Consider the following 26,508-nt stretch of genomic DNA (forward strand, 5'->3'; position numbering starts at 1 on the left):
CCAAGCGAAACCCCCTTCACCCGCGATGCCCGCTCAGCTCCGCCCCCGCATCCTTCGCGAACCGCAGGTTGAAGATCGTCGCCGACGCCGAAATCGCCGTCACCACCAGGAACGCCGCGGTGAAATCGCCCAGGCTCGGCACGCTCGCGCCCGACACCAGCATCCCGCCATGCAGCGCCGCCGCCCCGGTGCAGATCCCCAGCGACAGCATCAGCTGCTGAAACGTCGCGTAGAAGCTCGTCGCCGAACTCATCCGCTCCTTCGGGATCTCGTCATAGGCAATCGTGTTGTACGCCGTGAACTGGAATGACATGAAGAACCCGCACGCCAGCAGCGTGGCGAAGATCGCCGCCACCGGCCAGTCCGGCCGAAACAGCCCGCACACCGCATAGCCCGCACTCGCGACCAGCCCGTTCGTCACCAGCGCACGCCGGAACCCGAACCGCCGCAACACCCGCGGCGCCAGCCCCTTCATCGCCAGCGACCCCATCGCGCCCGCCACCGTGATCGTCCCGCTCGCCGCCGCGGTCATGCCGAACCCCAGTTGCAGCATCAGCGGCAACAGGAACGGCTGCGCGCCTTGCGTGATACGGGTCAGCGACCCCGCGATCACCGACAGCCGGAACGACGCGATCCGCATCAGCGACAGGTCCATGATCGGGTTCGGCACCCGCGCCGCATGGCGGATATAGAACCACCCCGCGACCAGCCCGACCGCCGCCAGCCCCACGCCGGTCGCCGCCTCGCCCGACCGGCTTGCCATCTCGAACCCGAACAGCAGGCAACCGAGCGACACGCCCGACAGCACGAACCCCACCCCGTCGAACGGCGATCGCCGCTCCGCACGATAGTCGCCGATATATTTCGTCACCAGCACCACGCCCAGCGTCCCGATCGGCAGGTTCAGCCAGAAGATCCAGCGCCAGTCGAGATAGGTCACGATGAACCCACCCACCGGCGGCCCCAGGATCGGCCCGATCAGCGCGGGCATGATCAGCCACGACATGGCCGACACCATGTCCTCCTTGTTCACGCTGCGCAGCAGGACCAGCCGCCCGATTGGGATCATCATCGCCCCGCCCAGCCCCTGCAGGAACCGCGCGCCCATCATGAACGGCAGGCTGGTCGCCTGTCCGCACAGCAACGACCCGCCCATGAACAGCAGGATCGCCAGCCGAAACATCGTCCGCGATCCGAACCGGTCGGCCAGCCAGCCGCTCGCCGGAATGAAGATCGCCAGCGCCAGCAGGTAGCTCGTCAGCGCCCCGCTCATCGCGGTCGCCAGCACCCCGAAATCGCGCGCCATCGTCGGCAACGCGGTCGCCAGCACTGTTGCGTCCATCTGCTCCATGAACAGTGCGCAGGCGATGATCAGCGCAACGACCCGGTAATTCCGCACGCTGCCCGCGCCGCTCGCCTGTTCCAGCGGCACCAGCGCCACTGAGTCCGCCGCGGGCAGTATCCCGTCGCGCACCTCCGCATTGATCGATGCGAGCCCGCGCCGCCGCAACCTCATGAAATCAGACCGTCGAAGACGCGACCTGCGTCGATCATGCAATCACCCTTTCGCCGTCATCCCGACGGACGCCGGGCTCGGCTCGTTTTGGACGCACGGCCGGCGTGGATCGCGCGCCGTCGAAACCCCTGCCCCTAACGGAACCTCCCCACCGCTCTCCCGTTCCCTTAATATATGCTGCACTGCAATATAACCCGGACACGCCGATGAAGACGCTCGACCGCTGGATCGAAACCTACGACGACACCGCCCTGCGGTTCGGCAGCGCGCTGGCGATTGGCGTCGGCGCGATCCTGCTCGGCCTGCTGCTCCACCATGTCCTGATGCTCGTCGCCCGGCGCGGTGCCGCGCGCACCCCCTCCGGCACCGACGACCTGATCGTCGACCGGCTCGCCCAGCCGCTGCGTTGGGTGTTCTGCGCCATCGCGCTCACCGCGGTCCTGCCCGCGCTCCGGCTGAACGACGACGCGACCGAGATCTGGCAACGCATCTTCGGGCTCGGTGTCCCGGCACTCATGGGCTGGCTGCTGATTGGCATCCTGAACGCGCTGCAGGACGTGCTGATCGCGCGCACCGACATCACGGTCGAAGACAATCTCCGCGCCCGGCGGAAGCGGACCCGCGCCGGCATCCTGCACCGCATCACCGTCTTCCTCGTACTGGTCGTCACGCTTTGCATGATGCTCATCTCGATCCCCAGCGTCCGGACGATCGGCGTCACGCTGATCGCGTCCGCCGGCCTCGCCGCACTCGCCGTCGGTGCCGCCGCGCAGCCCGCGCTGAAGAACCTGATCGCCGGCGTCCAGATGGCCTTCACCGAACCGATCCGGATCGACGATGCGGTCGTGCTCGACAACGAATGGGGCCGGATCGAGGAAATCACGCTCACCTACGTGGTCATCCGCATCTGGGACGACCGCCGGCTCGTCGTCCCCGTCTCGCGTTTCCTGGAACAGCCGTTCCAGAACTGGACGCGCGAGTCCGCTCAACTGCTCGGCAACATCATCTTCTACCTCGATCCCACCGCCGACATCCCTCGCCTCCGCGCGCACCTGGCCACCGTCATGGACCGCATGCCGCTCTGGGACCGCCGCTTCCACAACCTGCAAGTGACGGACATGAAGGCCGACATGATCGAGGTCCGCGCGCTCATGACCGCAAAGGACGGCCCCACCGCGTTCGACCTGCGCTGCGCCGTGCGTGAGGCGATGCTCGCCTACATCGCCGCCGAAATGCCCGAGGCGCTGCTCCAGCGGCGGATCACCCCCACGTCCGGCGACTGGCCCGTCATCGCGCCGGGACCAACAACCCCCGCAGCTTCGCCGCCAGCGTCAACGGATCGAACGGCTTGACGATCAGCCCCAGCGATCCGGCTACGCGGTAGCGTTCGACATCGTCCGGCTGCGCCCGCGCGGTCAGGAACACAACCGGCACCTCCGCCAGCCCGTCGATCTGCCGCACCTGCTCGACCAGGCCCGTGCCGTCCATCTCTGGCATCATCATGTCGAGCAGCAGCAGGTCCGGCCGCCATTCGCCCCCGCGCAGCAGTGTCAGCGCCGCGGACCCGGAATCCGCCGATCGCACGTCGATCTGCGCATCCAATGACAACGCCATGCCCGCGATCATGCGGATATCGGGATCGTCCTCGACATGCAGGACATGCAGCGGGGGCGGCGTCGTCACCCGGTCTGGCCGCGTTGTGCGGCCGCGACCGCACCATTGTCAGCATCGTTCGCGGCGGCCCCGTCGCCATCGCCTCGCTTCGCCGGGCCGCTCGGGTCGTCCCCCCGATCGCTCTGCACCGCATCGGTCGCCACGCCCGCCCGCGCGAGCAGCCGGTCGACCGCCGCGACCAGGTTGGCGGACGATCGCTCCGACCGGGCGACGACATAATCGACCATCCGCTCCAGCACCGCCGTCACCGGACGCGTCGTGTACAGGATCGTCGCGACCGGATCGCCGCGGTCGTCCGCGTTCAGCGTCGCCAGCCACGTTGCCAGGTCATCTGACGTGCCGTCCGACGGGTCCTGGTGCACGATCAGCACGACCGGTCGCTCCCGCCGCAGCAATGCGGTCGCCGCCGCCAGGTCGGGCGCCCCGCGCAACCGCGCACGCCGGCGCAGGGCACCCGCCGTCCGGTCGATCACCGCCGCATCGCTGTCGATATGGACGATCAGCGGGCGCGCCGCCGCCATGCCGTCCAGCAACGTGCGCAACTGCGCCGCCAGCGCGCCGTCCGCGGTCTCGATCGCGTCCCAAGATGCGCGGTCGGCCTCGATCCCCAGCTGCACCGTGCCCTCGCTGCGCGCGATCACCGGCATGGGCAGCCGCGTCTCGGCCGGCCCGACGCTCAGCCCCGCCAGCAGCGCCGGACCGGTCGCATCCTCCCCGTCCAGTTCGATCAGCATCGCGTCGTAACTGCCGGACCGGATTGCCGCGCGTGCGTCTTCCACGCTCGCGACCCAATCGGCGCTGCACCCGCCCGCATCCGCCAGCCGGCGCAGCCCGCACACGGCGACCGGATGATCGGCGCAAATCAGCATGTGCGGCGTCTCGGTCGTCCCCGTCCGCAGGTTGATCGCGAAACCGAACCGCGCCCCGCCCCCCGCCCGCGGCTCGAACCAGATCGTCCCGCCATGCGCCCGCACGATCTGCCGCGAAATCGCCAGACCCAGCCCGGTGCCGACAGCTCGCCCGCCCGGTTCCGATTGCGCGAAACGGGTGAACAGCTGGTCGCGGAACGCCTCCGGCACACCGGGCCCATCATCGTCCACTGTCACCACCGCGCGGCCCTGCCGCCGTTCCGCGGTGATCGTCACCGTCTCGCCCGGCGGACTGAACCGGATCGCGTTGGCCAGCAGGTTGGTCGTCACCTGCGCCAGCCGCCCCTCGTCGCCGCGCACCGGAATGACGCCCGCCGCGATCGACAGGGCGATGCGCACTTCGTGCACCGCGGCCAACCCTTCGCTGCGATGCGCCACCTGACGTAGCACCGCGGCGAGATCGAGAGGCTCCTCACGGAACCGCAGCCCCCCCGCCTCCATCCGCTCGATATCGAGAAGGTCGTTGATCAGGTCGATCAGCCGTTGCGAATTATCCTCCGCGACCTGCACCAGCCGCCGTGCGCCGTCGGACAGATTGGCCTGCGCCGTCGCGCGCAACAGCCCCAACGCACCGACGATCGAGGTCAGCGGCGTGCGCAGCTCGTGGCTCACCGTCGCCACGAACTCGTCCTTGATCCGCTCCACGCGCTTGCGTTCCGACACGTCGCGGATCGCGGCGACCACACGCAGTCCCGTCTCCTCCGGCATTAGCCCTAGCGACACGTCGACCGGCACCGTGCTGCCGTCGGCATGATGCGCCACGCGGTCGATCCGGTAGGGTTCCGCCAACCGCCCGTCGATCAGCCCCAGTCGTTCCGACAATGTACCGGCGGCGGGCAGCGCATCGGTGAGCGCGGCGATATCCTTGCCGATCAACTCGACGGGCGGGCGACCGACCAGCTGGACCAGCGCGGGGTTCACCGCCTGGATCACGCCGTCTGGATCGATCAAAGCCACCGCGTCGCTCGTCGCCGCGAACACGCCGCGCAACCGCACCGCCGCGGCGTGCACCGCCGTTTCCAGGCGATGCTTCGACCGCCGCCCCCGCCATTCGCGGGTCAGCGCGAGGCCGGCCAGCGCCGCCAAGAACGCGACCAGCAGCACGACCTGCCGCTCGACCGCGGCGATCCGCTCGTCGTCGGATGCAACCTGCCCGGCGATCATGCTGTCCTCGTCCGCGATCATCGCCGCGCCGACCGCACGAACGCGGTCCATCGCGCCCGATCCGGTGCGCCCCACCGTCTGCCGCGCGCTCGGGCTCCCGCGCATCGCGTCCACCCGCAGGATCGCGCCCAGTTCCCACAGCTCCGCGTCGATCGCCCGGTCGAGCACGGCGTAGCGCCGCTTCTGCGCCGGCGTTTCGGGGGGATGATCGTCCAGCCGCGCGCGGTACCGTGCAATGTCGGCGATCGCCGGCCGGTACGACGCCAGGTACGACCGGTTTCCACTGATCAGGTAGCCGCGCTGCGCGGTCTCGGCATCCTTCAGGCGCGACAGCAGGTCGGACACGATCGTACGCCGCTCGAACGAACGGATCAGCCGGCTGCGCCCCTCTACCGCCCGCTGATATTCAGATCGGATGCCGACCGCGCCGAACGCCAGCAACAGCGTCGCGACGATCCCGGCCAGCACGAACTGCTTGCCCCGCGGGCGGGGTCGAGGTGCCGTCAGGTCGTGATCGAACATCGTGTTCATTGACGACCCCCCGGTCCCGGCAACCAGCGCTTCTACGACGCTAAGTTGTTCTGGGCGCTAGGCGTATCGCGTTTCGACGGCTTTGCAAGGGGACTGCGCACCTTTCCTGTGACCGGTAACAGGATTCAGTCCGCATCGCCCTCCGGCGCGCGCGCGACCTGCCGCACCCACAGCAGCCGGGCGACCGCAATCACCAGCGCGATGCCCCCCGCAAGCGCCAGCACCACGGGCAGCGTCGGCAGATGCGGCCTGAATCGCCCGGCCAGTTCCTCGATCCCCTCGCCGAACCCGTACCCGAGTCCGGTGAAGATGACCGCCCACAGCAACGCCGCGACCGCGTTCAGCAACACGAACCGAGCCGCCGGCACCTGCGACGTGCCGATCGCGACCGGGCTGACCGTGCGCAGCCCGTACAGGAACCGGAACGCCAGGATGAACCCGACCGGATGGCGTTCCAGCGCGCGCAACGCCCGGGCGAACGCCGGCTTCCCCATCACCCGCCGCACCCGCGGATGGTCGCGGTACCGCCGCCCCAGCGCGAAGAAGATTTGGTCCGACGTGAACGATCCGCCCGCCGCCACCAGCGCCGCGCCCCACAACGGCACCAGCTCCCGGTGCGCCAGCACCCCGCCGGTCAGGACGACCGTCTCACCCTCCAGCCCCGCGCCGATGAACAGCGCGACCAGACCATATTGGGCCACGAGGCTCTCGATCGACATCCACCGATCCTTGCCCGAACTCAGGGTCGCCCGCTACCGCGCAGAACTACCGTCCGCACTAATCTCGAAGCGGGTGCTCCGGCTTCTGAGCCCCCTCCCGTTCAGGAGTTGCACCGGTCGTCAGGTGGGAATTGCCCCTGGCAATACCTGAAACATGCCGGGGGCATGTTTTACCTGACGATTGGAGCAACTGGGTTGGGGGTGGGGGGCGACAGCTCCTCAGAAACCGCCTCCTGAGATGAGGCCACAACGGCACCCCGTTCTCGCAAAGCCCCATCCAACACCCGCGCCACCCGCGCCTTCGCCGCCGCGTCCGCCGCAACCTCACCCTTCGTCCGGCCGAACTGCACCCGCCGCGCGGCCGCGGTCTCCGCCGCCACCGCCCGCGCCTTCTGCTTGCGCACGCGCCCCAGGTTCACGATCTCGCCCATGCCGCAAACGATACGTCCATCCGGCATCGACGCAAAGGCCCCGCCTGCGCTATGGCAGCCGGAATGACCGCCGATCCCCTTGCCGCCTGGCTGCCCGATGCGCTGGGCCACGAACCGCGCGACATCGCCCTGTTCCGCCGCGCGCTGACGCACAGCAGCCACGCCGGCGCCACCTACGAACGGCTCGAGTTCCTGGGCGACCGCGTGCTCGGCCTCGTCGCCGCCGACTGGCTCTACGCGCTGTTCCCCGACGAGCCCGAGGGCGCGCTGTCACGCCGCCTCAACGCGATCGTCAGCCGCGAAACCTGCGCCGTCGTCGGTCGCGCGATCGGTGTCGACCGCATGCTCCGGCTCGGCAAGCAGGCGCGCGACGACGGCGCGGTCAACAGCGGCAACGTCGTCGGCGACGCGGTCGAGGCGCTGATCGGCGCGCTGTATCTCGAGGGTGGCCTCCCCGCTGCACAGGCGTTCGTCCGCCGCGCCTGGGGGTCGATGGTCGATGCCGGCGCACAGGCCCCGCGCCATCCCAAATCCGCGTTGCAGGAATGGGCCGCCGCGCATCGCTGCCGCCCGCCCGTCTACACGCTGCTCGGCCGCACCGGCGCGCACCACGCGCCGCGCTTCACCGTCGGCGTCGCCATCCCCGGCCGCGCCGAGGCCCAGGCCGAAGGCGCATCGAAACAGGAGGCCGAGACCGAGGCCGCCACCAAATTACTGGAGTCCCTGACGTGACCGCTTCCGAAGCCCCCGAAACGCCCGAGCCCGCCCCTGAGCTAGAAACGGCCGGCCTCCACACCGCCGAACCCGCGACCGTCGCGACGCAGGACCAGCGCTGCGGTTTCGTCGCGGTCGTCGGCGCGCCCAACGCCGGCAAGTCAACGCTGGTGAATGCGCTCGTCGGGCAAAAGGTCGCGATCGTCAGCCCGAAAGCGCAGACCACGCGCGTCCGCCTCATGGGCGTCGCCCTCGAAGGCGCGTCGCAGGTCCTGCTCGTCGACACGCCCGGCATCTTCGAACCGCGCCGCCGGCTCGACCGCGCGATGGTCGCCGCCGCCTGGGGCGGTGCGCAGGACGCCGACGTCATCGCCTTCGTCATCGATGCCAAGACCGGCCTCACCAAGCGCCTCGAACCGCTCGTCCAGTCGCTCGCCGAACGCCGCGAACCGAAACTCGTCGTGCTGAACAAGGTCGACATCACCCCGAAGGAAAAGCTCCTCGAACTCGCCATGCGGCTTCAGGAGATGCTGAACCCCGAGGAGATCTTCATGATCGCCGCCAGCACCGGCGACGGCGTCGCGGGGCTCAAGGCCGCCCTCGCCAAGCGCGTCCCCGCCGGCCCGTGGCATTTCCCGGAGGATCAGGTCAGCGACGCCACCGACCGCATGATGGCGGCCGAGGTCACGCGCGAACAGCTCTACCTCCAACTCCACGCCGAACTCCCCTACGCCTCGGCGATCGAGACTGAGAAGTATGAGGAACGCAAGGACGGCTCCGTCGTGATCCACCAGCAGATCCACGTCGGCCGCGACACACAGAAGGCGATCGTGCTCGGCGCAAAGGGCGTCCGCCTCAAGGAAATCGGCAGCCGCGCCCGCGCCGAGCTCGAACATCTCCTCGACCGCAAGGTCCACCTGTTCCTGCACGTGAAGGTCAACCCGAAATGGGAAGACGACCGCGGCCTCTACAAGGAAATCGGCCTGGACTGGGTCGAGTAGTAGGACCACGCCGCTGCCCCGCCTTCCCATCCTCCTCATCGGCGGCGCCGGCGTCGCGCTGGTCGCGACGCTGCTGCTCGCACCCGGCGAAAAATCGCAGCGCCTCCAGGATACGGCCCGCGCCGCCGCCACGCTGCCCGCCCGTCTCGCCGCGGCCGACACGACCCACGGCGCGGCGGTGTTCCGCCGCTGCGCCGCCTGCCACACCGTCGGCGCGGGCGGTGGCGACACGGACGGCCCCAACCTCCACGACGTCGTGAACAACCCGGTCGCCAGCCGCCGCCCCCGCTTCGCCTACTCCGCCAGCCTCGCCGCAACCGGCGGCACCTGGACCCCCGCCCGCCTCGACGCCTGGCTCAGCAACCCCCGCGCCGTCGCCCCCGGCACCAGCATGGCCTTCGCCGGCCTGCCCAACCCCCAGGACCGCGCCGACGTTATCGCCTACCTCACCAAGCAGTAACACGCGCCGACGTCACGGATTTCCCTTCCCCCCATGCGCGCCGACCGCGGTGCCGGTGCTGAAGCTCGCCTCGTCGGACGCCAGCGCCACGTACAGGCTGCCCAGCTCCGCCGGCTGACCTGCGCGGCCGAGCGGCGTGTCCTGCCCGAACTCGCCCATCGTGCCGGGCAACTGACCGCCCGCCACCTGCAACGGCGTCCAGATCGGGCCGGGCGCCACCGCATTCACGCGGATGCCCTTCTTCGCCAGCTGCTTGGCCATGCCCTTGGTCAGGTTCAGGATCGCCGCCTTCGTGGCGGCATAGTCGATCAGTTCCTCGCCCGGGTCGTAACTGTTGACCGAGATCGTGTTAATGATGACCGACCCCGGCGGCAGGCTCGGGATCGCCGCCTTGCTCACCCGGAACACGTGGTAGATGTTCGTCTTGAACGTCCGGTCGAACTGCTCGTCCGTGATTTCCAGGATGTCCGCCTTGCTCTGCTGATACGCGGCGTTGTTCACGACGATATCCAGCCCGCCCAAGCCCGCGATCGCCTTGCGCACGATCCCCTCGCACGCCTCCAGCGTCCGGATGTCCGCCGGGATCGCCACCGCCTTGCGCCCCGCCTGACGGATCAGCGCCACGACCTCGCGCGCATCCGGCTCCTCCGTCGGATAATAGTTGATCGCGACATCCGCCCCCTCGCGCGCAAACGCGATCGCCGCGGCCCGGCCGATCCCGCTGTCGCCCCCGGTGATCAGCGCCTTGCGCCCGGTCAGCTTGCCCGACCCACGATAGCTCGTCTCGCCGTGGTCCGGCCGCGGCGTCATCTTGCTCGCCAGCGCGGGCCAGGGCTGGCGCTGCTCCGGAAACGGCGTGTTGGTATATTTGGTCCGCGGATCGCGCAGCGAGGGTGCCGCACCACCACCGCCCGCCTGCGCCAGCCCCGGCGCTGCGCTCGCCGCCGCGATCGCGATCGCCGCACCACCCAGAACCGTCCGTCGCGAAGTGCCGTCGCCGTCCATCTGCCGTCTCCCTGTCCGTATCGCCCCTCAACGGACGACACGGACGGACGTTCAGACGGCCGCGCTCAAACCCAGCCGCGCTCCGCCCCGACCTTCGCTTCATAAGCGGAGATCGCATCGCCCTGCGCCATCGTCAGGCCGATCTCGTCCAGCCCGTGCATCAGGCAGTCGCGCCGGAACGGGTCGATCGTGAAACTGTAGCGGTCCTGATACGGCGTCGTCACGGTGCAGCTTTCCAGGTCCACCGTCACCGGCAACCCCTCCGCGGCGACCACCATCAGCCGGTCGACCGCGTCCTGCGGCAGCACCACCGGCACGATCCCGTTCTTCACCGCATTGCCGGAAAAGATATCGGAATAGGACGGCGCGATCACCGCCTGCACGCCCATGTCGCCCAGCGCCCAGGCCGCATGTTCGCGGCTCGACCCGCAACCGAAATTGTCGCCCGCGATCAGCACCGGCGCGCCCACGTAGCGCGGGTCGTCGAACACGTTGCCCGGCTCGCGCCGCACCACCTCGAACGCGCCGCGGCCCAGGCCCGACCGGCTGATCGTCTTCAGATAATGCGCCGGGATGATCACATCCGTGTCGACATTCTTCCGCCCGAACGGGATCGCACGGCCCTCGACCTTCACCACCGGGTTCATGCCGTCGCTCCCACCAGATCGCCTTCGCGAAAAAGTTCGCGGACATCGGTCAACCGCCCGGTCACCGCCGCCGCCGCCGCCATCGCGGGGGACAGCAGGTGCGTCCGCGCCCCCGGCCCCTGCCGCCCGACGAAGTTCCGGTTGCTCGTCGACGCACAGCGCATCCCCGGCGGCACCTTGTCCGGGTTCATCGCCAGGCACATCGAACAGCCCGGCTCGCGCCATTCGAAGCCCGCCTCCACGAACACGCGGTCCAGCCCTTCGGCCTCCGCCTGCCGCTTCACCAGCCCCGACCCCGGCACGACCAGCGCCTGCGAAACGCCCGCCGCGACATGCCGCCCACGCACCACATCCGCGGCCGCGCGCAGATCCTCGATCCGGCTGTTCGTGCAACTGCCGATGAACACCATGTCGACCCCGACATCCTGCATCCGCGTGCCGGGCACCAAGCCCATATAGTCGAGCGACTTCTGCGCCGCGGCCTGCTTCGACGGATCGGCGAAGCTCATCGGGTCCGGCACCACGCCCGTGATCGGCACGACATCCTCCGGGCTCGTCCCCCAGGTCAGGCTGGGCGCGATCTCGCCCGCGTCGATCACCACCACCTTGTCGTACGCCGCGCCCGGATCGGTCGCCAGCGTCCGCCACCACGCGACCGCGGCGTCCCACTGCTCGCCCACCGGCGCCATCGGCCGGCCCTTGAGATAGGCAAAGGTCGTCTCGTCCGGCGCCACCAGCCCGGCGCGCGCGCCTGCCTCGATCGACATGTTGGCGACGGTCAGCCGCCCCTCGATCGACATCTCGCGGAACACGTTGCCGGTATATTCGATCACATGGCCGGTCCCGCCCGCCGCACCGATCCGCCCGATGATGTGCAGGATCACGTCCTTCGGCGTCACGCCCGCGCCCAGCACGCCGTCGACACGCACCTCCATCGACTGCGACCGTTGCAGCAGCAGCGTCTGCGTGGCGAGCACATGCTCGACCTCCGACGTGCCGATCCCGAACGCCAGCGCCCCCAGCGCGCCGTGGCTCGCGGTATGGCTGTCGCCGCACACCACGGTCGTGCCCGGCAGGGTGAAGCCCTGCTCCGGCCCCACGACATGCACGATCCCCTGCTCCGCCGCGACCGCATCGATATAGCGGATCCCCGCCGCCGGCGCGTTCCGGGCCAGCGCCTCCAGCTGTGCGGCCGACTCCAGATCCGCGATCGGCAAACGCGCGCCCTGCGCATCCACCCGCCGCGTGGTCGGCAGATTATGGTCCGGCACCGCCAGCGTCAGGTCCGGCCGCCGCACCGTCCGCCCGGCGACGCGCAGTCCCTCGAACGCCTGCGGGCTCGTCACCTCATGCACCAGGTGCCGATCGATATAGATCAGCGCGGTGCCGTCCTCGCGCGTATCGACGACATGCGCGTCCCAGATCTTGGCATACAGCGTCTTCGGTTCGGTCATCGCGGGGGCCTCGCAGCTATCGCGGGCGCCCTACACCCGCGACCCCGCGAAGGCAAAGCGGCGGCAACGACATGTCGCGCAGGGCCGTCCCTTCGACGACGAACCACGCCTTAAATATCAGTAACAGATCCTGGCGAAGCTACTTCCCAAGCTCCAGATAATCCGTTGCCGGCAGCCCGTACAACGCGTCGAACAGCTCCAACGGCAACCCCACCGGCCGCGGGCTCTCGCTGTTCCACAACATCGCGATCCCGACCCGCTCCACCGGATCGAACAGGATCAGCGACCGGTACCCGGACACCGCCCCGCGATGCCCGACCAGCAGATGCCCGGCCAACCGGTGATTGCGCCAGCCCAGCGCATAGCGCCCGTCCGTCATCGCCCGGTCGAACGTCCCCTGCCGCCCGCGCGGTACCTTGATGCGCGCGCGGTGCAGGTCGTCGAGCAACGCCTGCGGCAACACCCGCGGGCTCCCGCCCATCTGCGCCTTCAGCCATAGCGCCAGATCACCGATCGAACTGTTGACGCCGCCGGCCGCCGGCACCCGGTAATAAGGTTCCTGCACGGTCAGCACGCGCGACCCCTTCGTCGGCCGCGCCCAGCTTGCCGCCCCCGTCAGCCCCGCCCGCCCGATCGACGCGTTCACCATGCCCAGCGGCCCGAACAGCATCGACTGCACCGTCGTGGCATAGCTCCGCCCGGTCACCGCGCGGACGATCTCGGTCACCGTATCGAACGCGATATTCTGATATGCGAAACACGCGCCCGGCGAACAGATCGACGACAGCCCGGCATACAGCCCGCGAATATAAGCCGGGTCCATCCCGTCCTCGAGCTTGTCGTCATACGCGTTCTTGACGATCCCCAGCCGGTGCGACAGCACGTCTTCGATCGTCGCGAACCGCTCCTTGCCGCCCGGCAGCCGCAACGACGTGCGGTACTGCGTCACCGGCGACTGCAGCGACAGCTTCTTCTCCGCCGCCAGCTTCTCCATCGTGGTGGCCGCCACCGTCTTGGACAGCGAGGCCCAGCGGAACGCCGTGCGCGACGTCACCGGATCGCCCGCCGCCCCCGGCTCGGTCCGGCCATATCCCTTGACGAACGTGACGCGCGATCCCTCGACCACCGCCACGCCCAGCCCGCTCATCCCCGGCGTCCGCATCAGCCCTTCGATCCGTCGATCGAGCTGCGCATAATCGACCCGGTGGCGCGTGCTCGCCGCATCCGCGATCCGCCCTCCCGCATCCGCGACGGACGCCGGCAACACCGCCGCTGCACCCGGCTGCGCGTTGGGTTTCTCGGTCGCCGACCCGCCCTGCCAGCCGGCCACCGCCGCCACGCCGATCAGCAACGCCGCACCCGCCAGCGCCGCGCTCGGGCCGACCGGTTTGCCCTTCGGCCGCGACGTCGGCCATGTCAGTCTGCGAAATTTCATCGCGCTGCTCTAACCCCCGCCGCCACTCCGCAAAAGCTCCGCCCGCCGCGCAAACCGCTCCCTTTGGCGGGCCCACTCCGCCGTCCGGACCAGCGCCGGCGAACGGCGGACGGCGGACGGCGGTGGCGGACGGCGCATGACCACATCGGATCGACGCCCTTTCCGGACGAACCACAGCACCGTCAAATAATCGTAACATGGATTTACTTTGATGCGGGCGACATTCCACTTCCGACGGCGTCCGCGCTGCGCTATATCTTGGTAATCGCATACAAATGGCGGCGGAGACGGACGATGCAGTTCACGGCCCTGATCCTCCTGCTCGCGACAACCGCTGCGGCGGTGCAGCCGGCACCGACACCGGCGGTCCGATCCGCGCCACCGGCGGCCGACTTCACGGTCCCGACGCAAGGCCCGCCCACCGACCTCAGCCAGCACGTCGCCGGCTGGCGCTACGGCGAGGCGCCGAAGACCCGCAGGACCGAGGATGTGGTCAGCTTCGTCCCCGGCACGGTTCGTTGCGGGACAGAGATGGTCGCGCCCGACCGCGTCGTCCGGCCGTACGATACCAGTACGGTCCGCTACGCCCAGCCGTCCGTTCCGCCCCCCGGCACCACGCAGCCGGGTTACGTGTGGCCACCTGCTACGAACCCGCGCATGTTCGAATTCACGATCGATGCCGCCGGTCGCCCCACCGCGATCCGCCAGCGCCCCGGACCGGGGGAGTACGGCATGTTCGTCGACACAAGCGACCTCGCCCCCGCCCTGTCCGGCTGGCGCTTCCGCCCCGGCGCGGCGCGCACGGGTTGCAGCATCGGCTTCACGGTTCAGGCCGTGCCGATCGATCGCGCGCCCGCCGCGTCGCTGGCGCGCCTCCTGTCCGGGCCGATGATCGGTTCCGCCGGCAAGGCCGCGTTCGATCGCCTGAAACCGGTCGGATCGAACTGTTACGAAGGCGGCCGTCCGAACGCACGCAGCACCAATTTCCCGTCGTTCGAACGGTTCGTCGAACCGAACGGCGACTGGAACTTCAGCTATTTCCAGCACGACATTGACGCGGCCGGCCACCCGGCCAAGATCCGCCTGATCGCGTCCAGCGGCAATAACGGCTTCGATGCCGCGGCCCGCGCCGCGCTCGCGCTCAACCGCTACCAACCCGGTGCGCGCACCGGATGCCTGTTCCAATACCATACGAACAGCGCGCCGATGCAACCCGCGCAACGCCCGGCCGTGCCGGTCGCCACGAAGGGCCCCGAATGCCCGGTCGACCTGCAACAGGTCATGACATTGCCGCCCGGCCGCCCGTTCCCGACCCCCTTCGCCCGGCGCCGCATCGGTGGCGTTGCGACCGTGCGGTTCGACGTCGCCTCCTGGGGCCAGACCGGCAACGTCCAGGTCGTCGCCGCCGAACCGGCCGATGCGTTCGGCGAAACCGCCCGCTCGATGATCCAGCGCGCCACCGTCGCGCCCAGCCCGAACGGCTATCGCGGCTGCGTCACCACCGTCCGTTTCGCCCTTCCCGGCCAGCGCACCGCCGCGGAGGAAGACGAGGCACAGGCCCCAGGCTGATCAGCCCGCCTGAGTCGGCCCCGCCGACACCGCGATACTCGACAGGTCCGTCGCGGCGTCGATCGGCACACCGGCCGCCTTCCGCTCGGAATAGCGATCGACGAGCTGGACGGCGTGCGGGCGCAGCAGGACGGTGAAGCGGACCAGTTCTTCCATCACGTCGACGATCCGGTCATAGTAGCTCGACGGCTTCATCCGGTCGTCGTCGCCGAACTCCTCGAATGCCTTGGCGACGCTCGACTGGTTGGGTATCGTCACCATCCGCATCCAGCGCCCCAGCACGCGCAGCGTGTTCACGCTGTTGAACGACTGCGACCCGGCCGACACCTGCATGACCGCCAGCGCGCGCCCCTGCGTCGGGCGCATCCCGCCCATCGACAGCGGCAGATGATCGATCTGCAGCTTCATGATCCCGGTGATCTGGCCGTGCCGTTCCGGGCTGCACCACACCTGCCCGTCCGACCACAGCGACAGTGCACGCAGTTCGTGGACCGCGGGATGATCGTCGCCCGCCACCTGGTCGGGCAGCGGAAGCGTCGCGGGATCGAAGATCCGCGTCTCGCACCCGAAGAAACGCAGCAGCCGCGCCGCCTCCTCGACGCACAGCCGCGAATAGGATCGCGCGCGCAGCGATCCGTAGAGCAGCAGGATACGCGGCGGCGGATCGCCCGCCCCCAGGCCGAGGGCGGGTCGCTCGATCGCATAGCGGCAATCGAGCGCCGGCAGATGATCGGGATCGATGATCGTGCGAAGCGGCATCAGGCAGTCCTCGGTCCCAACATTATGACACAGCTGCCGACCAGGCAGAGCATGGCCCCGCCCACGTCCCAGCGATCCGGCCGCACCCCTTCGACCGCCCACAACCAGCCCAGCGAAGCGCAGATATAGATCCCGCCATAGGCCGCGAAGGCGCGCCCCGCCGCATCGCTGTCCACCCGCGTCAGCAACCAGGCGAACAGCGCGAGCGACACGATGCCGGGCACCAGCCACAACGGCGACCGGCCCAGCCGCAACCACGCCCAGAAGGCGAAACAGCCGCCGATCTCCGCCACCGCCGCGGCCAGATAGACGAGCGCCGTCATGCCATCCCGATCCGGATCGCCAGTGCCGCCAGCGTGACCAGCAGGACCGGAATCGTCAGCGTGGCCCCGACCCGGAAATAATATCCCCAGCCGATCCGGATGCCCTTCTGGCCCAGGATATGCAGCCACAGCAGCGTCGCGAGCGAGCCGATCGGCGTGATCTTCGGCCCCAGGTCGCACCCGATCACGTTGGCGTAGATCATCGTCTCGCGCACCGCACCGGTGGCGTGGGTCGCCTCGATCGACAGCGCCCCCACCAGCACGGTCGGCATGTTGTTCATCACCGACGACAGCAGCGCGGCGATGATCCCGGTGCCGAACGCCGCGCCCCACACGCCGCCCTGCGCCGTGCGGTCGAGCAGGACGGCCAGATGATCGGTCAGCCCCGCATTGCGCAGGCCGTAGACGACCAGATACATGCCCAGCGAGAAGATCACGACCTGCCACGGCGCGCCGCTCAGCACCCGGCGCGTCTCGATGACTCGACCGCGCGAGGCGATCACGATCAGCAGGACCGCGCCGGCCGCCGCGACCACGCTGACCGGCACGCCGATCGGCTCGAGCACGACGAACCCAACGAGCAGCAGCCCGAGCACGATCCAGCCCGCCCTGAACGTGGCCGGGTCGCGGATCGCCTGCGCCGGCGTGCGGAGCTGCGCCACGTCATAGTCGGCCGGTATGTCGCGACGGAAGAACAGCAGCAGCACGACCAGCGTCGCGGCGATCGACGCCAGATCGACCGGCACCATCACCGCGGCATAATCCGCGAAACCGATCCGGAAGAAGTCGGCCGACACGATGTTGACGAGGTTGGACACGATCAGCGGCAGGCTGGCCGTATCGGCGACGAACCCCGCCGCCATGACGAACGCCAGCGTCGCCCAGTCCCTGTACCCCAGCGCGCGCAGCATCGCGATGACGATCGGCGTCAGGATCAGCGCCGCGCCATCGTTCGCGAACAGCGCCGACACCGCCGCACCCAGCAGCACGATCAGCACGAACAGCCGTCGCCCCTGCCCGCCGCCCCAGCGCGCGACGTGCAACGCCGCCCATTCGAAGAACCCCGCTTCGTCCAGCAGCAGGCTGACGATGATGATCGCGACGAACGTCGCCGTCGCGTTCCACACGATACCCCAGACGGTCGGGATGTCGCCCAGCGACACGACGCCGAGCAGCAGCGCCACCGCCGCCCCGCCCATCGCGCTCCACCCGATGCCGAGCCCGCGCGGCTGCCAGATGACGAGCGCGATGGTGACCGCGAAGATGGCGAGCGCGAGGATCATCCGGCGACGCGCCGACCGCTTTCGTCCACCACCTGCGCGCCGTCTTCCTTGGCGAACGCGCCGCGTTGCGGTTCCGGCAACAGGTCGAGCACCGCTTCGGACGGCCGACACAGCTTCACACCCATTGGCGACACGACCAGCGGGCGATTGATCAGGATCGGGTGCGCTATCATCGCATCCACCAGCGCATCGTCGGACAGGCTCGCCTCGCCCAGCCCCAGCTCGGCATAGGGCGTCCCCTTCTCGCGCAGCAGCTCGCGCGCGGTGATGCCTGCCCGCTCGATCAACGCCACCAGCAGCGCGCGCGACGGCGGCGTCTTGAGATATTCGACGACATGCGGCTCGATGCCGGCATTGCGGATCAGGCCCAGCACGTTGCGCGACGTGCCACACGCTGGGTTGTGATAGATCACGATATCGACGGCCGGCACCTTCGCCATGATGGGCATCCTTTCAGCAGCAGGGAGACAGTTCGGCGAGCAGCGGCGCGCACAGCTCGGGCGCCCCCGCGCAGCAATCCCGGACAAGGAACAGCGTCAGCGCCCGCAACCCGTCCAGATCGGCGCGGTAGACGATCAATCGCCCGCGGCGCTCCGACCGCACGACACCGGCGCGGGCAAGAATGGCAAGATGCGCGGACATGGTATTCTGCGGCACGGTAAGCGACCGCGCGATCTCCCCCGCCGCCATCCCGTCCGGCTCATGCCGCACCAGCAGCCGGAACACGTCAAGCCGCGTCCCCTGCGCGAGCGCGCCCAACGTGGCGATGGCAGTCTCCGTTTCCATATATCCAGCTTATTGGAAGTGTCGGCGCCTGACAATCATCAAAACCCGTTCGGTTCGAGCCTGTCGAGTACCCCACGCAAGGTTCGTCCCACGCTCGACCATGCGGATCTCAGGGCAGCGATACCGGGCAACCAGCCCAAGCCGCAGGCCGCTGGAACGCCCCTAAGACAACATATCTGGTTTGAGGCTGCCGAATGGAGCGGGTGAAGGGAATCGAACCCTCGTCACTTGCTTGGGAAGCAAAAGCTCTACCATTGAGCTACACCCGCATACCGATCCGTACGCGTGCCGGCGGGTCGCCCCATCGGTTCGGCGCTCATACTTTCTGTTCGTGCCGACGGCAAGGTCTATCCCGGCGACCGCGCGACGATAATCCTGTTCGCCCGCCCGCGGATTTGCCATGGGACCGGACATGACCAGCCCGCCCCCCGCAAACCCCGCCCTCCGCCTCGGCCTGCTCGGCGCCGGCGGGCGCATGGGGCAGGCGATCCTGGCCGCCGCAACGGATGCCGGCATCGCAATCGCGGGCGGCATCGGCCGTGACGGCCCGGTCGTCGGCTCCCACGCCGACGCCCCGGCCCTCGCCACCGCCTGTGACGTCCTGATCGACTTCTCGACCCCCGACGCGCTCGCCGCCAACTTGGCCGCCGCGACCGCCGCCGGCACCGCCATCGTCATCGGCACCACCGGCCTAGACGCCGCGCACCACGCCGCGATCGACGCCGCCGCACGCACCATCCCGGTGCTCCAGGCCGCCAACACCGCGCTCGGCGTCAACGTCCTCGCCTGGCTCGTCGAACAGGCCTCCGCCCGGCTCGGCCCCGACTGGGACATCGAGATCGTCGAGATGCACCACCGCCACAAGCGCGACGCCCCGTCCGGCACCGCGCTCCTGCTCGGCACCGCCGCCGCCGCCGGCCGCAACGAAAACCATGCCGACCTCGCCCGCACCGATCGCGCCGCACAGCCCCCGGCCGTCCGCGAAGCCGGCACGATCGGCTACGCATCGCTCCGCGGCGGCTCCGTCGCCGGCGATCACCAGGTCACCTTCGCGACCGAGGGCGAACGGATCGAACTCGGCCACCGCGCCGAAAGCCGCGCGATCTTCGCCCGCGGTGCGGTCCGCGCGGCGGGCTGGCTCGCCGGCCGCGCCCCCGGCCGCTACACCATGTCCGATCTGTTCGCCGACTGATGGCCATGCGCCCCATGCCGCGTGCCGACGTGTTCGAATTCTACCGCCGCCTGGCGGAGGCGGACCCCGCACCGCAGACCGAACTCGCCTACACCAATCCCTACACGTTGCTCGTCGCGGTCGCGCTGTCCGCGCAGGCGACCGACATCGGCGTCAACAAGGCGACACGCAAACTGTTCGCCGAAGTCGACAACCCCGCCGCGATGGTCGCACTCGGGCTCGACGCGCTGAAGGACCACATCCGCACCATCGGCCTGTTCAACACCAAGGCGAAGAACGTCATCGCGCTGTCCGAACGGCTGCTGGCGCTGCACGGTGGCGAGGTACCCGCCGACCGCGAGGCGCTCGAACAGCTCCCCGGCGTCGGTCGCAAGACCGCCAACGTCGTGCTGAACGTCGCGTTCGGCCACGAAACGATCGCCGTCGACACGCACATCTTCCGCGTCGGCAACCGTACCGGCCTCGCGATCGGCAAGGACGTCGTCGCGGTCGAACGCCGGCTGGAGGCGGTCACCCCCGCCCCGTTCCGCGCCCACGCGCACCACTGGCTAATCCTGCACGGCCGCTACATCTGCAAGGCGCGCACCCCGCTCTGCTGGCGCTGCCCGGTCGCCGACCTCTGCCGCTACAAGCCCAAGACCCCCGCCCCGCCGGCCCCCGCCGCGGAGCCCTCACCGCTCAATTAAGGCCTATCCCCCCGCCCAGCCCTTTGCTAAGTGCCCGTCCAGCGCACCGTTAGCTCAGCTGGATAGAGCACTGCCCTCCGAAGGCAGGGGTCGGGGATTCGAATTCCTCACGGTGCACCAACCTTTTCAGACAGTTCGAACGGCTTCAACAGAGGCCTGCCCCGGTGCAATTCCGGTGTGACGACATGGCATCCGTCTCGCGCGACAAAGTTGTGTTCCCCGGCGAAGGCCGGGGCCTAGACGCCTACCCGCCACAAACCGCCACCCCACGACAACGGACACCTGCCGGAACTTCCCCGAGCTGGAGTGCGCTGGGTTCACATCCGCAGCTGCTCCACCCAGTGTCCTGAACCCCGGATCAAGTCCGTAGTGACAACCGGATGGAGGTGCTCAGTCCCTACGCTTCAGGCTCCGCTCGGCTGAGACCAAGCCCAAACCTCACCCCTCAAAAGCAGCCGTCGTCTTCGTCCGAACCTCATCCGCCGTCACGCCCGGCGCCAGCTCCACCAACCGGAACGGCGTCGCATGGTCCGCCCGCCGGAACACGCACAGGTCGGTCACGATCATGTCCACCACGTTCCGCCCGGTCAGCGGCAGGGTGCACGTCGGGATGAACTTCGCACTGCCGTCCTTGGCGGTGTGGTCCATCACCACGATGATCTGCTTCACGCCGGCGACGAGGTCCATCGCCCCGCCCATGCCCTTCACCATCTTGCCCGGGATCATCCAGTTGGCGATGTCGCCGCCCTCCGAAACCTCCATCGCGCCCAGCACGGTCAGGTCGATATGCCCCCCGCGGATCATCGCGAAGCTGTCGGACGACGAGAAATAGCTCGACGACGGCAGTTCGCTGATTGTCTGCTTGCCCGCGTTGATCAGGTCCGCGTCGACCTCGTCCTCATAGGGGAACGGCCCGATCCCCAGCATCCCGTTCTCGGACTGCAACGTCACGGTCACGCCGTCCGGAATGTTGTTCGCGACCAGCGTCGGAATGCCGATCCCCAAATTCACATAATATCCGTCGCGCAGCTCGCGCGCGGCCCGCGCCGCCATCTGATTGCGGTCCCAGCTCATTTCGCACCCTTTCTGGCGGCGGGATCGGCCCAGCGCCGGTCCACCGGAAATACATCGTCGAACGTGCCCGCAAGACCGGTGCCGTACACCGGATTGGGCAGCATGAACCAGCCATGCCCCCAGCGCTCGCCCGTCCCCGCGGCCTGCGCCGCCGCGCGTCGCACGGGTGCTGAGCCCACGAACCGATCGCTGAAATCGCCGAGCTGGTCGCCCACCATCGCGATCACGCACCACCGCTCGGAAACCAGCCGCCGCCGCGCATCCTTGCCCGAACCGCCGCCCGCATCACCCTTCAGGAACAGCGTCTCGCCGTGCACCGCCGGCCCCAGCCCCGCGCCCTCGATCGCGGCGCGGCTCTCCTGCGCGGTCGCGGCATTGCGGTTGGAATTGAAGATCACCGTCACGCCCTGCGCCCGCACCGCGGCCAGCGCATCGACCGCGCCCGGCACCGGCAACACGGCGCGCGTGCCGGTCCGCTCCCACCGCTCCCATCGCGCGGGGTCATAAGGCCGCGCCGCCAGCCCGTCGGCATATTCATAGCCTAGGTTCAGCAACGCCGTCTCGTCGACGTCCAGCACGATCGCCCGCGGCTTGGCCCCACACGGCCCCGCCCCCTCGACCACCGACACCGGCGCGGCCCGCGACGACGCGCGCACATAATCCGCCAGCCCCGCATAAGCCTGCCGACTGAGCGCCGCCGCCTCACCCGACCCGTACAGATACTGCATCCCCGCTGGCACCGTCGCGACCGGTGCCGGCGTTGCGGCACATCCCGAAAGCGTCACCGCCGCCACCCAGCACGACAGACCGAAAGACCTCACACCCGCTCCCGCACGGTGCGGAACTCGATCCGCTTGTCGTACGGCGCGCCCAGCACCAGTCGCTTCACGAAGATCCCCGGCACATGGATCGCATCCGGGTCCAGCGATCCGACCGGCACGATCTCCTCGACCTCCGCCACCGTCATCGACGATGCGGTCGCCATCGGCTGGTTGAAGTTCCGCGCCGTCTTGCGGAAGATCAGGTTGCCCGCCTCGTCCGCCTTCCATCCCTTGATGATCGACAGGTCCGCGCGGATGCCGCGTTCCAGGATATACTCCTGCCCGTCGAACAGCTTCACTTCCTTGCCCTCGGCCACCAGCGTGCCGACGCCCGTCTTGGTGTAGAAACCCGGGATCCCCGCCCCGCCCGCGCGTACGCGCTCGGCCAGCGTCCCCTGCGGACAGAATTCGACCTCCAGCTCACCGCTCAGATATTGCCGTTCGAACTCCTTGTTCTCACCGACATAGGAGGAGATCATCTTCTTGATCTGTCGCGTGCGGAGCAGCTTGCCCAGCCCCTCCCCGTCGATCCCGGCATTGTTCGACGCCACCGTCAGCCCGGTCGTGCCCGCCGCCGCGATCGCATCGATCAACCGTTCCGGCACGCCGCACAGCCCGAACCCGCCGGCGCAGATCGTCATGCCATCGAACAGGACGCCGGACAGCGCCGCGGCCGCATCGGGATACAGCTTGTTCATCGGCGACTCTCTCCAGTTCTTCTTCTGCATTTCGGAATAGGCCGCCCGCACGACACCGGTCAATCGCGCGCGCACACCCCGGCGTGACACCGCCGCGCGACCATGCGATTGAGCGCCAACCGCAGGAGAACCGCCATGGCGACCGCTTACGATACCAGTCTCGGCCTCTACATCGCCGGCACCTGGCGCACCGGCGAGGGGCGCGACACCCACGCCGTGCTGAACCCCGCCACCGGCGAAACGCTGGCGCAACTGCCGCTCGCCACCGCCGCCGACCTGGACGAGGCGCTGGCCGCCGCCGACCGCGGGTTCAAGGCCTGGCGCGCCACCGCCCCCGACGCCCGCGCCGCGATGCTGCAGAAGACCGCCGCGCTCCTGCGTGAACGGGCCGACCGCATCGCGCGCATCGCCACCACCGAACAGGGCAAGATCCTGGCCGAGGCGAAGGGCGAGGTCGCGTTCGCCGCCGCGCTGCTCGATTTCCACGCGGGCGAGGCGTTGCGCATCTACGGCCGCGTCCTGCCGCGCCCGGCGGGCACGCGCTCGCTCGTCCTGCAACAACCGGTCGGCCCGGTCGCCGCCTTCTGCGCCTGGAACTTCCCGGTGATGAACGTGGTGCGCAAGATCGCGCCCGCGCTCGCCGCCGGCTGCTCGATCATCATCAAGCCGTCGGAGGAAACCGCCGGTTCCGCGGTCGAGGTGCTGCGCTGCTTCCAGGATGCGGGCCTGCCCGGCGACGTCGCGCAATGCGTGTTCGGCGTCCCCGACATGGTCTCGCGCCAGCTGCTCGCCTCGCCCGTCACGCGCAAGCTCAGCTTCACCGGCTCGGTCCCGGTCGGCAAGCATCTCGCAGCACTCGCGGCCGACACCATGATGAAAACCACGATGGAACTTGGCGGCCACGGCCCCGTGCTGGTGTTCGACGACTGCGATCTGGAAAAGACGCTCGACACGCTCGTCGCGCATAAATTCCGCAACGCCGGCCAGGTCTGCGTCGCGCCCACCCGCTTCCATGTGCAGGACGGGATCTACGACGCGTTCGCCGCTGGGTTCGCCGCGCGGACGAAGGCGCTCGCGGTCGGCGACGGCATGGACGCCGCCAGCCAGATGGGCCCGATGGCCAACCCGCGCCGTCCCGATGCGATCGCCGGCCTCGTCGACGACGCGCTGTCCGCCGGCGCGCGCCTCCTCGCCGGTGGCGAGCGGCAGACGTCCGGCAACGGCTTCTTCTACCAGCCGACCGTGCTGGCCGACGTGCCGCTCACCGCGCGCGCGATGAACGACGAACCGTTCGGCCCGGTCGCGCTCCTCCGCCCGTTCGCCACCGTCGACGATGCGATCGAACAGGCCAACCGGCTCCCCTTCGGCCTCGCGGCCTACTGCTTCACCGAAAACGGCCGCCGCCAGAACCTGCTCGGCGACGCGATCGAGGCCGGCATGGTCGCCATCAACGGCGTCCGGCTCAGCTTCCCCGACAGTCCGTTCGGCGGGATGAAGGACAGCGGCCACGGATCGGAGGACGGCCCCGAAGGCGTCCAGGCGCATCTGGTGACCAAGACCGTCCACATGTCCTGATCTATCGACCGAGGGGGCGTTCCCGTGTCGGCGGGAACGCCCCGGAACATTGATCGCGGTTAACGCGACCCCCGCGCGCAACCATGCTAGGCAAGCGCCCGAGATCGTCACGGAAAGGACCACCACCATGACTGGACGACCCGATGGTGCCCCCGGCCGCGGCGCACGGATTCTCTACGCGGTGGTCGTCGGCGTCCTGCTCCTGACGATCGCGGTCGCCGTCTTCGCCTACATCGAATCGCACCCGGCGCCGGAACGCGGCAGCGCGCAGCTCCCGGCCCAGGCCGCGGAAGGCTCCGGTCTGCCCGCCCGCTAACGATCCGCACGGCATAGGCCATTTCGCCCGACCCGACGGACGCACGGTTTTCCGCCGCAACCGATCCGGCTATGACCGGGGCATGACATCCCCAGACACCCGCACCGGCGGCCGCATCCTCGTCGATCAACTCGTGGCGCAGGGCTGCGACCGCATCTTCTGCGTGCCGGGCGAAAGCTACCTCGCGGTCCTCGATGCGCTGCACGACGTGCCCGCGATCGACCTCGTCGTGGCACGGCAGGAGGGCGGCGTCGCCTACATGGCCGCCGCGGACGGCGCGATGACCAAGCGCCCCGGCATCGCCTTCGTCACGCGCGGCCCCGGCGCCACCAACGCATCGATCGGCGTCCATGTCGCGATGCAGGATTCGGTCCCGATGATCCTGTTCGTCGGCGACGTCGCCCGCGCCGACCGCGACCGCGAGGCATTCCAGGAAGTCGACCTCGTCGCCATGTTCCGCCCGCTCGCCAAATGGGCCGCGCGGATCGACGACGCCGCGCGCATCCCCGAATATATCGCGCGCGCCTACGCCACCGCCATGGCCGGCCGCCCCGGCCCGGTCGTGCTGGCCCTGCCGGAGGACATGCTCTGCGACGTCGTCGCCGCAGTTGATCGCCCGCGCATCGTCCGCCCGCCGCAGCCCGTCGATGCGCTCGCGATGAACACCTTGGTCGATCTGCTGCGCGACGCCGCCGCCCCGATCGCAATCGTCGGCGGCGCGGACTGGGACGCCGCCACCGCGGTCTGGTTCTGCACCTGGGCGATGCGGATCGGCCTGCCCGTCGCCGCTGCCTTCCGTCGGCAGGATGCGATCCCCAACGACTGCCCGGTCTACGCCGGCAATCTCGGCTACGGCCCCAACCCGGCGCTCACCGCCCGCGTCCGCGCCGCCGACCTGATCCTCGTCGTCGGCGCCAGGCTGGGCGAGGCGACGACCGACGGCTACACGCTCATCACGCCCGAACATCCCGAGCAGATCCTCGTCCACGTCCACCCGGACCCGGAGGAACTCCATTCGGTCTACCGCACCGACCTTGCCATCTGCGCGGACTGCCACGACTTTGCCGAAACCGCCGCGGGCTGGGACGACGACCTACTGGAATTCGCCGACGGGGCGGAGGCGAACGCCGAATGGGAGGCCTGGATCGTCCCACCGGACAGCGCCGCCACGCTCGATCTCGCCGCCTGCGTCACCGAAATGCAGCGCGTGCTCCCCGCCGACAGCATCCTCTGCAACGGCGCCGGCAACTTCTCCGGCTGGTGGCACCGCTACTGGCGCTACGATGGCCCGACGACTCAGCTTGCCCCCACCGCGGGCGCGATGGGCTACGGCCTGCCCGCCGGCATCGCCGCCGCCCGCCGCCATCCGAACCGCCAGGTCGTCGTGATCGCGGGCGACGGTGATTTCCTGATGAACGGACAGGAACTGGCGACCGCCGCCGCACTCGGCTGCCGCCTGTTGATCCTCGTGGTCAACAACGCCAGCTACGGCACGATCCGCATGCACCAGGAACGGCGCTACCCGAACCGCATCTCCGGCACCGCGCTCGCCAACCCCGACTTCGCCGCCCTCGCCCGCGCCTACGGCGCCTGGAGCACGACGGTCGACCGCACCGCCGACTTCGCCCCCGCACTGGCGGAGGCGACTGCGCAGCCCGGCATCGCCCTCCTCCACCTCAAGACCGACATCGAACAGATCGCACCCGGCGCCACGATGACGATGCTCCGGAACCCTGCATGATCGTC

Annotated in this window: 27 protein-coding genes and 2 tRNA genes; 11 read left to right on the forward strand and 18 right to left on the reverse strand. The window is 69.4% G+C overall.

Annotation, left to right across the window (positions count from 1 at the left end):
- Positions 1–16 precede the first annotated feature (16 nt).
- On the reverse strand, positions 17–1,516 hold the full coding sequence (locus IEX50_RS05645; RefSeq protein ID WP_157175250.1) for a DHA2 family efflux MFS transporter permease subunit: 1,500 nt from the start codon (positions 1,514–1,516) through the stop codon (positions 17–19).
- Positions 1,517–1,722: 206 nt separating this feature from the next.
- Here IEX50_RS05645 and IEX50_RS05650 point away from each other — a divergent pair, with 206 nt between their 5' ends.
- Positions 1,723–2,868, forward strand: coding sequence for a mechanosensitive ion channel family protein (locus IEX50_RS05650; protein ID WP_157175249.1), 1,146 nt, complete (start codon positions 1,723–1,725; stop codon positions 2,866–2,868).
- On the opposite strand, the gene IEX50_RS05655 is transcribed toward IEX50_RS05650, so the two are convergent.
- The 4 genes from IEX50_RS05655 to IEX50_RS05670 form a co-directional block, all read right to left on the reverse strand.
- A complete protein-coding gene (locus IEX50_RS05655) occupies positions 2,804–3,199 on the reverse strand; it encodes a response regulator (RefSeq protein WP_229673676.1) in 396 nt (131 codons plus the stop codon). The genes IEX50_RS05650 and IEX50_RS05655 overlap by 65 nt on opposite strands.
- Positions 3,196–5,814: a sensor histidine kinase gene (locus tag IEX50_RS05660; RefSeq protein WP_157175248.1), complete on the reverse strand. Its 2,619-nt coding sequence runs from the start codon at positions 5,812–5,814 to the stop codon at positions 3,196–3,198. Before IEX50_RS05660 ends, IEX50_RS05655 begins: the two co-directional genes overlap by 4 nt.
- 125 nt (positions 5,815–5,939) lie before the next feature.
- Positions 5,940–6,533: a DedA family protein gene (locus IEX50_RS05665; protein WP_157175247.1), complete on the reverse strand. Its 594-nt coding sequence runs from the start codon at positions 6,531–6,533 to the stop codon at positions 5,940–5,942.
- A 170-nt stretch (positions 6,534–6,703) separates the two neighbouring features.
- The gene (locus tag IEX50_RS05670) at positions 6,704–6,964 is read right to left on the reverse strand and encodes a DUF4169 family protein (protein ID WP_157175246.1); all 261 of its coding nucleotides are present in this window, start codon (positions 6,962–6,964) and stop codon (positions 6,704–6,706) included.
- 63 nt (positions 6,965–7,027) lie between these two features.
- On the opposite strand from IEX50_RS05670, the gene rnc reads away from it, so the two are divergent.
- From rnc to IEX50_RS05685, 3 genes are all read left to right on the forward strand, one after another.
- Positions 7,028–7,696 carry a ribonuclease III gene (gene rnc / locus IEX50_RS05675; RefSeq protein WP_184075024.1) on the forward strand — a complete coding sequence of 223 codons (669 nt, stop codon included), beginning with the start codon at positions 7,028–7,030 and terminating at the stop codon, positions 7,694–7,696.
- 149 nt (positions 7,697–7,845) lie between these two features.
- Positions 7,846–8,679: a GTPase Era gene (gene era / locus IEX50_RS05680; protein ID WP_229673785.1), complete on the forward strand. Its 834-nt coding sequence runs from the start codon at positions 7,846–7,848 to the stop codon at positions 8,677–8,679.
- Positions 8,680–8,857: 178 nt separating this feature from the next.
- Entirely contained in the window at positions 8,858–9,139 is a 282-nt protein-coding gene (locus IEX50_RS05685) for a c-type cytochrome (protein WP_229673678.1), read from the forward strand.
- Between the two features lie 12 nt (positions 9,140–9,151).
- Here the strand turns inward: IEX50_RS05685 and IEX50_RS05690 are convergent, their stop codons facing one another.
- From IEX50_RS05690 to IEX50_RS05705, 4 genes are all read right to left on the reverse strand, one after another.
- Complete coding sequence (locus tag IEX50_RS05690) at positions 9,152–10,144, reverse strand: SDR family oxidoreductase (RefSeq protein WP_157175243.1); 993 nt, start codon at positions 10,142–10,144, stop codon at positions 9,152–9,154.
- A gap of 65 nt (positions 10,145–10,209) precedes the next feature.
- Entirely contained in the window at positions 10,210–10,791 is a 582-nt protein-coding gene (gene leuD / locus IEX50_RS05695) for a 3-isopropylmalate dehydratase small subunit (protein ID WP_076073238.1), read from the reverse strand.
- The gene (gene leuC, locus IEX50_RS05700; protein ID WP_157175242.1) at positions 10,788–12,245 is read right to left on the reverse strand and encodes a 3-isopropylmalate dehydratase large subunit; all 1,458 of its coding nucleotides are present in this window, start codon (positions 12,243–12,245) and stop codon (positions 10,788–10,790) included. The genes leuD and leuC overlap by 4 nt, the downstream gene beginning before the upstream one ends.
- A gap of 139 nt (positions 12,246–12,384) precedes the next feature.
- Positions 12,385–13,680 carry a serine hydrolase domain-containing protein gene (locus IEX50_RS05705; RefSeq protein WP_157175241.1) on the reverse strand — a complete coding sequence of 432 codons (1,296 nt, stop codon included), beginning with the start codon at positions 13,678–13,680 and terminating at the stop codon, positions 12,385–12,387.
- Between the two features lie 294 nt (positions 13,681–13,974).
- Here IEX50_RS05705 and IEX50_RS05710 point away from each other — a divergent pair, with 294 nt between their 5' ends.
- The gene (locus tag IEX50_RS05710; protein ID WP_157175240.1) at positions 13,975–15,249 is read left to right on the forward strand and encodes a TonB family protein; all 1,275 of its coding nucleotides are present in this window, start codon (positions 13,975–13,977) and stop codon (positions 15,247–15,249) included.
- Here the strand turns inward: IEX50_RS05710 and arsH are convergent, their stop codons facing one another.
- The 6 genes from arsH to IEX50_RS05740 form a co-directional block, all read right to left on the reverse strand.
- Complete coding sequence (arsH, locus tag IEX50_RS05715; protein ID WP_157175239.1) at positions 15,250–16,008, reverse strand: arsenical resistance protein ArsH; 759 nt, start codon at positions 16,006–16,008, stop codon at positions 15,250–15,252.
- The gene (locus IEX50_RS05720; protein WP_157175238.1) at positions 16,008–16,331 is read right to left on the reverse strand and encodes a YnfA family protein; all 324 of its coding nucleotides are present in this window, start codon (positions 16,329–16,331) and stop codon (positions 16,008–16,010) included. The genes arsH and IEX50_RS05720 overlap by 1 nt, the downstream gene beginning before the upstream one ends.
- Positions 16,328–17,614: an arsenic transporter gene (locus tag IEX50_RS05725; RefSeq protein WP_157175237.1), complete on the reverse strand. Its 1,287-nt coding sequence runs from the start codon at positions 17,612–17,614 to the stop codon at positions 16,328–16,330. Before IEX50_RS05725 ends, IEX50_RS05720 begins: the two co-directional genes overlap by 4 nt.
- Entirely contained in the window at positions 17,611–18,054 is a 444-nt protein-coding gene (arsC, locus tag IEX50_RS05730) for an arsenate reductase (glutaredoxin) (RefSeq protein ID WP_157175236.1), read from the reverse strand. The genes IEX50_RS05725 and arsC overlap by 4 nt, the downstream gene beginning before the upstream one ends.
- A gap of 13 nt (positions 18,055–18,067) precedes the next feature.
- Positions 18,068–18,400 (reverse strand): ArsR/SmtB family transcription factor, encoded by a 333-nt coding sequence (locus tag IEX50_RS05735; protein WP_157175235.1) that lies wholly within the window; start codon positions 18,398–18,400, stop codon positions 18,068–18,070.
- A 195-nt stretch (positions 18,401–18,595) separates the two neighbouring features.
- Positions 18,596–18,669, reverse strand: a tRNA-Gly gene (locus IEX50_RS05740).
- Positions 18,670–18,812: 143 nt separating this feature from the next.
- Here IEX50_RS05740 and dapB point away from each other — a divergent pair.
- From dapB to IEX50_RS05755, 3 genes are all read left to right on the forward strand, one after another.
- Positions 18,813–19,592, forward strand: coding sequence for a 4-hydroxy-tetrahydrodipicolinate reductase (gene dapB, locus IEX50_RS05745; RefSeq protein WP_157175234.1), 780 nt, complete (start codon positions 18,813–18,815; stop codon positions 19,590–19,592).
- 14 nt (positions 19,593–19,606) lie between these two features.
- Positions 19,607–20,278: an endonuclease III gene (gene nth, locus IEX50_RS05750; RefSeq protein WP_157175849.1), complete on the forward strand. Its 672-nt coding sequence runs from the start codon at positions 19,607–19,609 to the stop codon at positions 20,276–20,278.
- Between the two features lie 43 nt (positions 20,279–20,321).
- Positions 20,322–20,398 (forward strand) — tRNA-Arg (locus IEX50_RS05755).
- Between the two features lie 318 nt (positions 20,399–20,716).
- On the opposite strand, the gene IEX50_RS05760 is transcribed toward IEX50_RS05755, so the two are convergent.
- From IEX50_RS05760 to IEX50_RS05770, 3 genes are read right to left on the reverse strand one after another with little or no spacing between them, the layout of a single operon-like run.
- The gene (locus IEX50_RS05760) at positions 20,717–21,352 is read right to left on the reverse strand and encodes a 3-oxoacid CoA-transferase subunit B (RefSeq protein WP_157175233.1); all 636 of its coding nucleotides are present in this window, start codon (positions 21,350–21,352) and stop codon (positions 20,717–20,719) included.
- On the reverse strand, positions 21,349–22,173 hold the full coding sequence (locus IEX50_RS05765) for an HAD family acid phosphatase (protein ID WP_229673680.1): 825 nt from the start codon (positions 22,171–22,173) through the stop codon (positions 21,349–21,351). Before IEX50_RS05765 ends, IEX50_RS05760 begins: the two co-directional genes overlap by 4 nt.
- Positions 22,170–22,871: a CoA transferase subunit A gene (locus IEX50_RS05770; RefSeq protein ID WP_157175847.1), complete on the reverse strand. Its 702-nt coding sequence runs from the start codon at positions 22,869–22,871 to the stop codon at positions 22,170–22,172. The genes IEX50_RS05765 and IEX50_RS05770 overlap by 4 nt, the downstream gene beginning before the upstream one ends.
- A gap of 135 nt (positions 22,872–23,006) precedes the next feature.
- Between IEX50_RS05770 and IEX50_RS05775 the strand changes: the two genes are divergently transcribed.
- The 3 genes from IEX50_RS05775 to IEX50_RS05785 all read left to right on the forward strand — a co-directional run bounded on the left by IEX50_RS05775 (position 23,007) and on the right by IEX50_RS05785 (position 26,503).
- Positions 23,007–24,446, forward strand: a complete 1,440-nt coding sequence (locus IEX50_RS05775) for an NAD-dependent succinate-semialdehyde dehydrogenase (RefSeq protein WP_157175232.1) — start codon at positions 23,007–23,009, stop codon at positions 24,444–24,446.
- 127 nt (positions 24,447–24,573) lie between these two features.
- Positions 24,574–24,762, forward strand: coding sequence for a hypothetical protein (locus IEX50_RS05780; protein ID WP_157175231.1), 189 nt, complete (start codon positions 24,574–24,576; stop codon positions 24,760–24,762).
- Positions 24,763–24,844: 82 nt separating this feature from the next.
- Positions 24,845–26,503: a thiamine pyrophosphate-binding protein gene (locus tag IEX50_RS05785; protein WP_157175230.1), complete on the forward strand. Its 1,659-nt coding sequence runs from the start codon at positions 24,845–24,847 to the stop codon at positions 26,501–26,503.
- The last annotated feature ends 5 nt before the right edge of the window (positions 26,504–26,508 follow it).

It is taken from the genome of Sphingomonas prati (genome assembly GCF_014643515.1).
GTDB lineage: Bacteria > Pseudomonadota > Alphaproteobacteria > Sphingomonadales > Sphingomonadaceae > Sphingomonas_R > Sphingomonas_R prati.

Excerpts from the sequence above, each read along its gene's own strand:
- IEX50_RS05645 (WP_157175250.1), bottom strand. The coding sequence starts at position 1,516 with ATGAGGTTGCGGCGGCGCGGGCTCGCATCGATCAATGCGGAGGTGCGC.
- IEX50_RS05650 (WP_157175249.1), top strand. The coding sequence starts at position 1,723 with ATGAAGACGCTCGACCGCTGGATCGAAACCTACGACGACACCGCCCTG.
- IEX50_RS05660 (WP_157175248.1), bottom strand. The coding sequence starts at position 5,814 with ATGAACACGATGTTCGATCACGACCTGACGGCACCTCGACCCCGCCCG.
- IEX50_RS05665 (WP_157175247.1), bottom strand. The coding sequence starts at position 6,533 with ATGTCGATCGAGAGCCTCGTGGCCCAATATGGTCTGGTCGCGCTGTTC.
- IEX50_RS05670 (WP_157175246.1), bottom strand. The coding sequence starts at position 6,964 with ATGGGCGAGATCGTGAACCTGGGGCGCGTGCGCAAGCAGAAGGCGCGG.
- rnc (WP_184075024.1), top strand. The coding sequence starts at position 7,028 with ATGACCGCCGATCCCCTTGCCGCCTGGCTGCCCGATGCGCTGGGCCAC.
- IEX50_RS05690 (WP_157175243.1), bottom strand. The coding sequence starts at position 10,144 with ATGGACGGCGACGGCACTTCGCGACGGACGGTTCTGGGTGGTGCGGCG.
- leuD (WP_076073238.1), bottom strand. The coding sequence starts at position 10,791 with ATGAACCCGGTGGTGAAGGTCGAGGGCCGTGCGATCCCGTTCGGGCGG.
- leuC (WP_157175242.1), bottom strand. The coding sequence starts at position 12,245 with ATGACCGAACCGAAGACGCTGTATGCCAAGATCTGGGACGCGCATGTC.
- IEX50_RS05705 (WP_157175241.1), bottom strand. The coding sequence starts at position 13,680 with ATGAAATTTCGCAGACTGACATGGCCGACGTCGCGGCCGAAGGGCAAA.
- IEX50_RS05710 (WP_157175240.1), top strand. The coding sequence starts at position 13,975 with ATGCAGTTCACGGCCCTGATCCTCCTGCTCGCGACAACCGCTGCGGCG.
- arsH (WP_157175239.1), bottom strand. The coding sequence starts at position 16,008 with ATGCCGCTTCGCACGATCATCGATCCCGATCATCTGCCGGCGCTCGAT.
- IEX50_RS05720 (WP_157175238.1), bottom strand. The coding sequence starts at position 16,331 with ATGACGGCGCTCGTCTATCTGGCCGCGGCGGTGGCGGAGATCGGCGGC.
- IEX50_RS05725 (WP_157175237.1), bottom strand. The coding sequence starts at position 17,614 with ATGATCCTCGCGCTCGCCATCTTCGCGGTCACCATCGCGCTCGTCATC.
- arsC (WP_157175236.1), bottom strand. The coding sequence starts at position 18,054 with ATGGCGAAGGTGCCGGCCGTCGATATCGTGATCTATCACAACCCAGCG.
- IEX50_RS05735 (WP_157175235.1), bottom strand. The coding sequence starts at position 18,400 with ATGGAAACGGAGACTGCCATCGCCACGTTGGGCGCGCTCGCGCAGGGG.
- dapB (WP_157175234.1), top strand. The coding sequence starts at position 18,813 with ATGACCAGCCCGCCCCCCGCAAACCCCGCCCTCCGCCTCGGCCTGCTC.
- nth (WP_157175849.1), top strand. The coding sequence starts at position 19,607 with ATGCCGCGTGCCGACGTGTTCGAATTCTACCGCCGCCTGGCGGAGGCG.
- IEX50_RS05760 (WP_157175233.1), bottom strand. The coding sequence starts at position 21,352 with ATGAGCTGGGACCGCAATCAGATGGCGGCGCGGGCCGCGCGCGAGCTG.
- IEX50_RS05770 (WP_157175847.1), bottom strand. The coding sequence starts at position 22,871 with ATGAACAAGCTGTATCCCGATGCGGCCGCGGCGCTGTCCGGCGTCCTG.
- IEX50_RS05775 (WP_157175232.1), top strand. The coding sequence starts at position 23,007 with ATGGCGACCGCTTACGATACCAGTCTCGGCCTCTACATCGCCGGCACC.
- IEX50_RS05780 (WP_157175231.1), top strand. The coding sequence starts at position 24,574 with ATGACTGGACGACCCGATGGTGCCCCCGGCCGCGGCGCACGGATTCTC.
- IEX50_RS05785 (WP_157175230.1), top strand. The coding sequence starts at position 24,845 with ATGACATCCCCAGACACCCGCACCGGCGGCCGCATCCTCGTCGATCAA.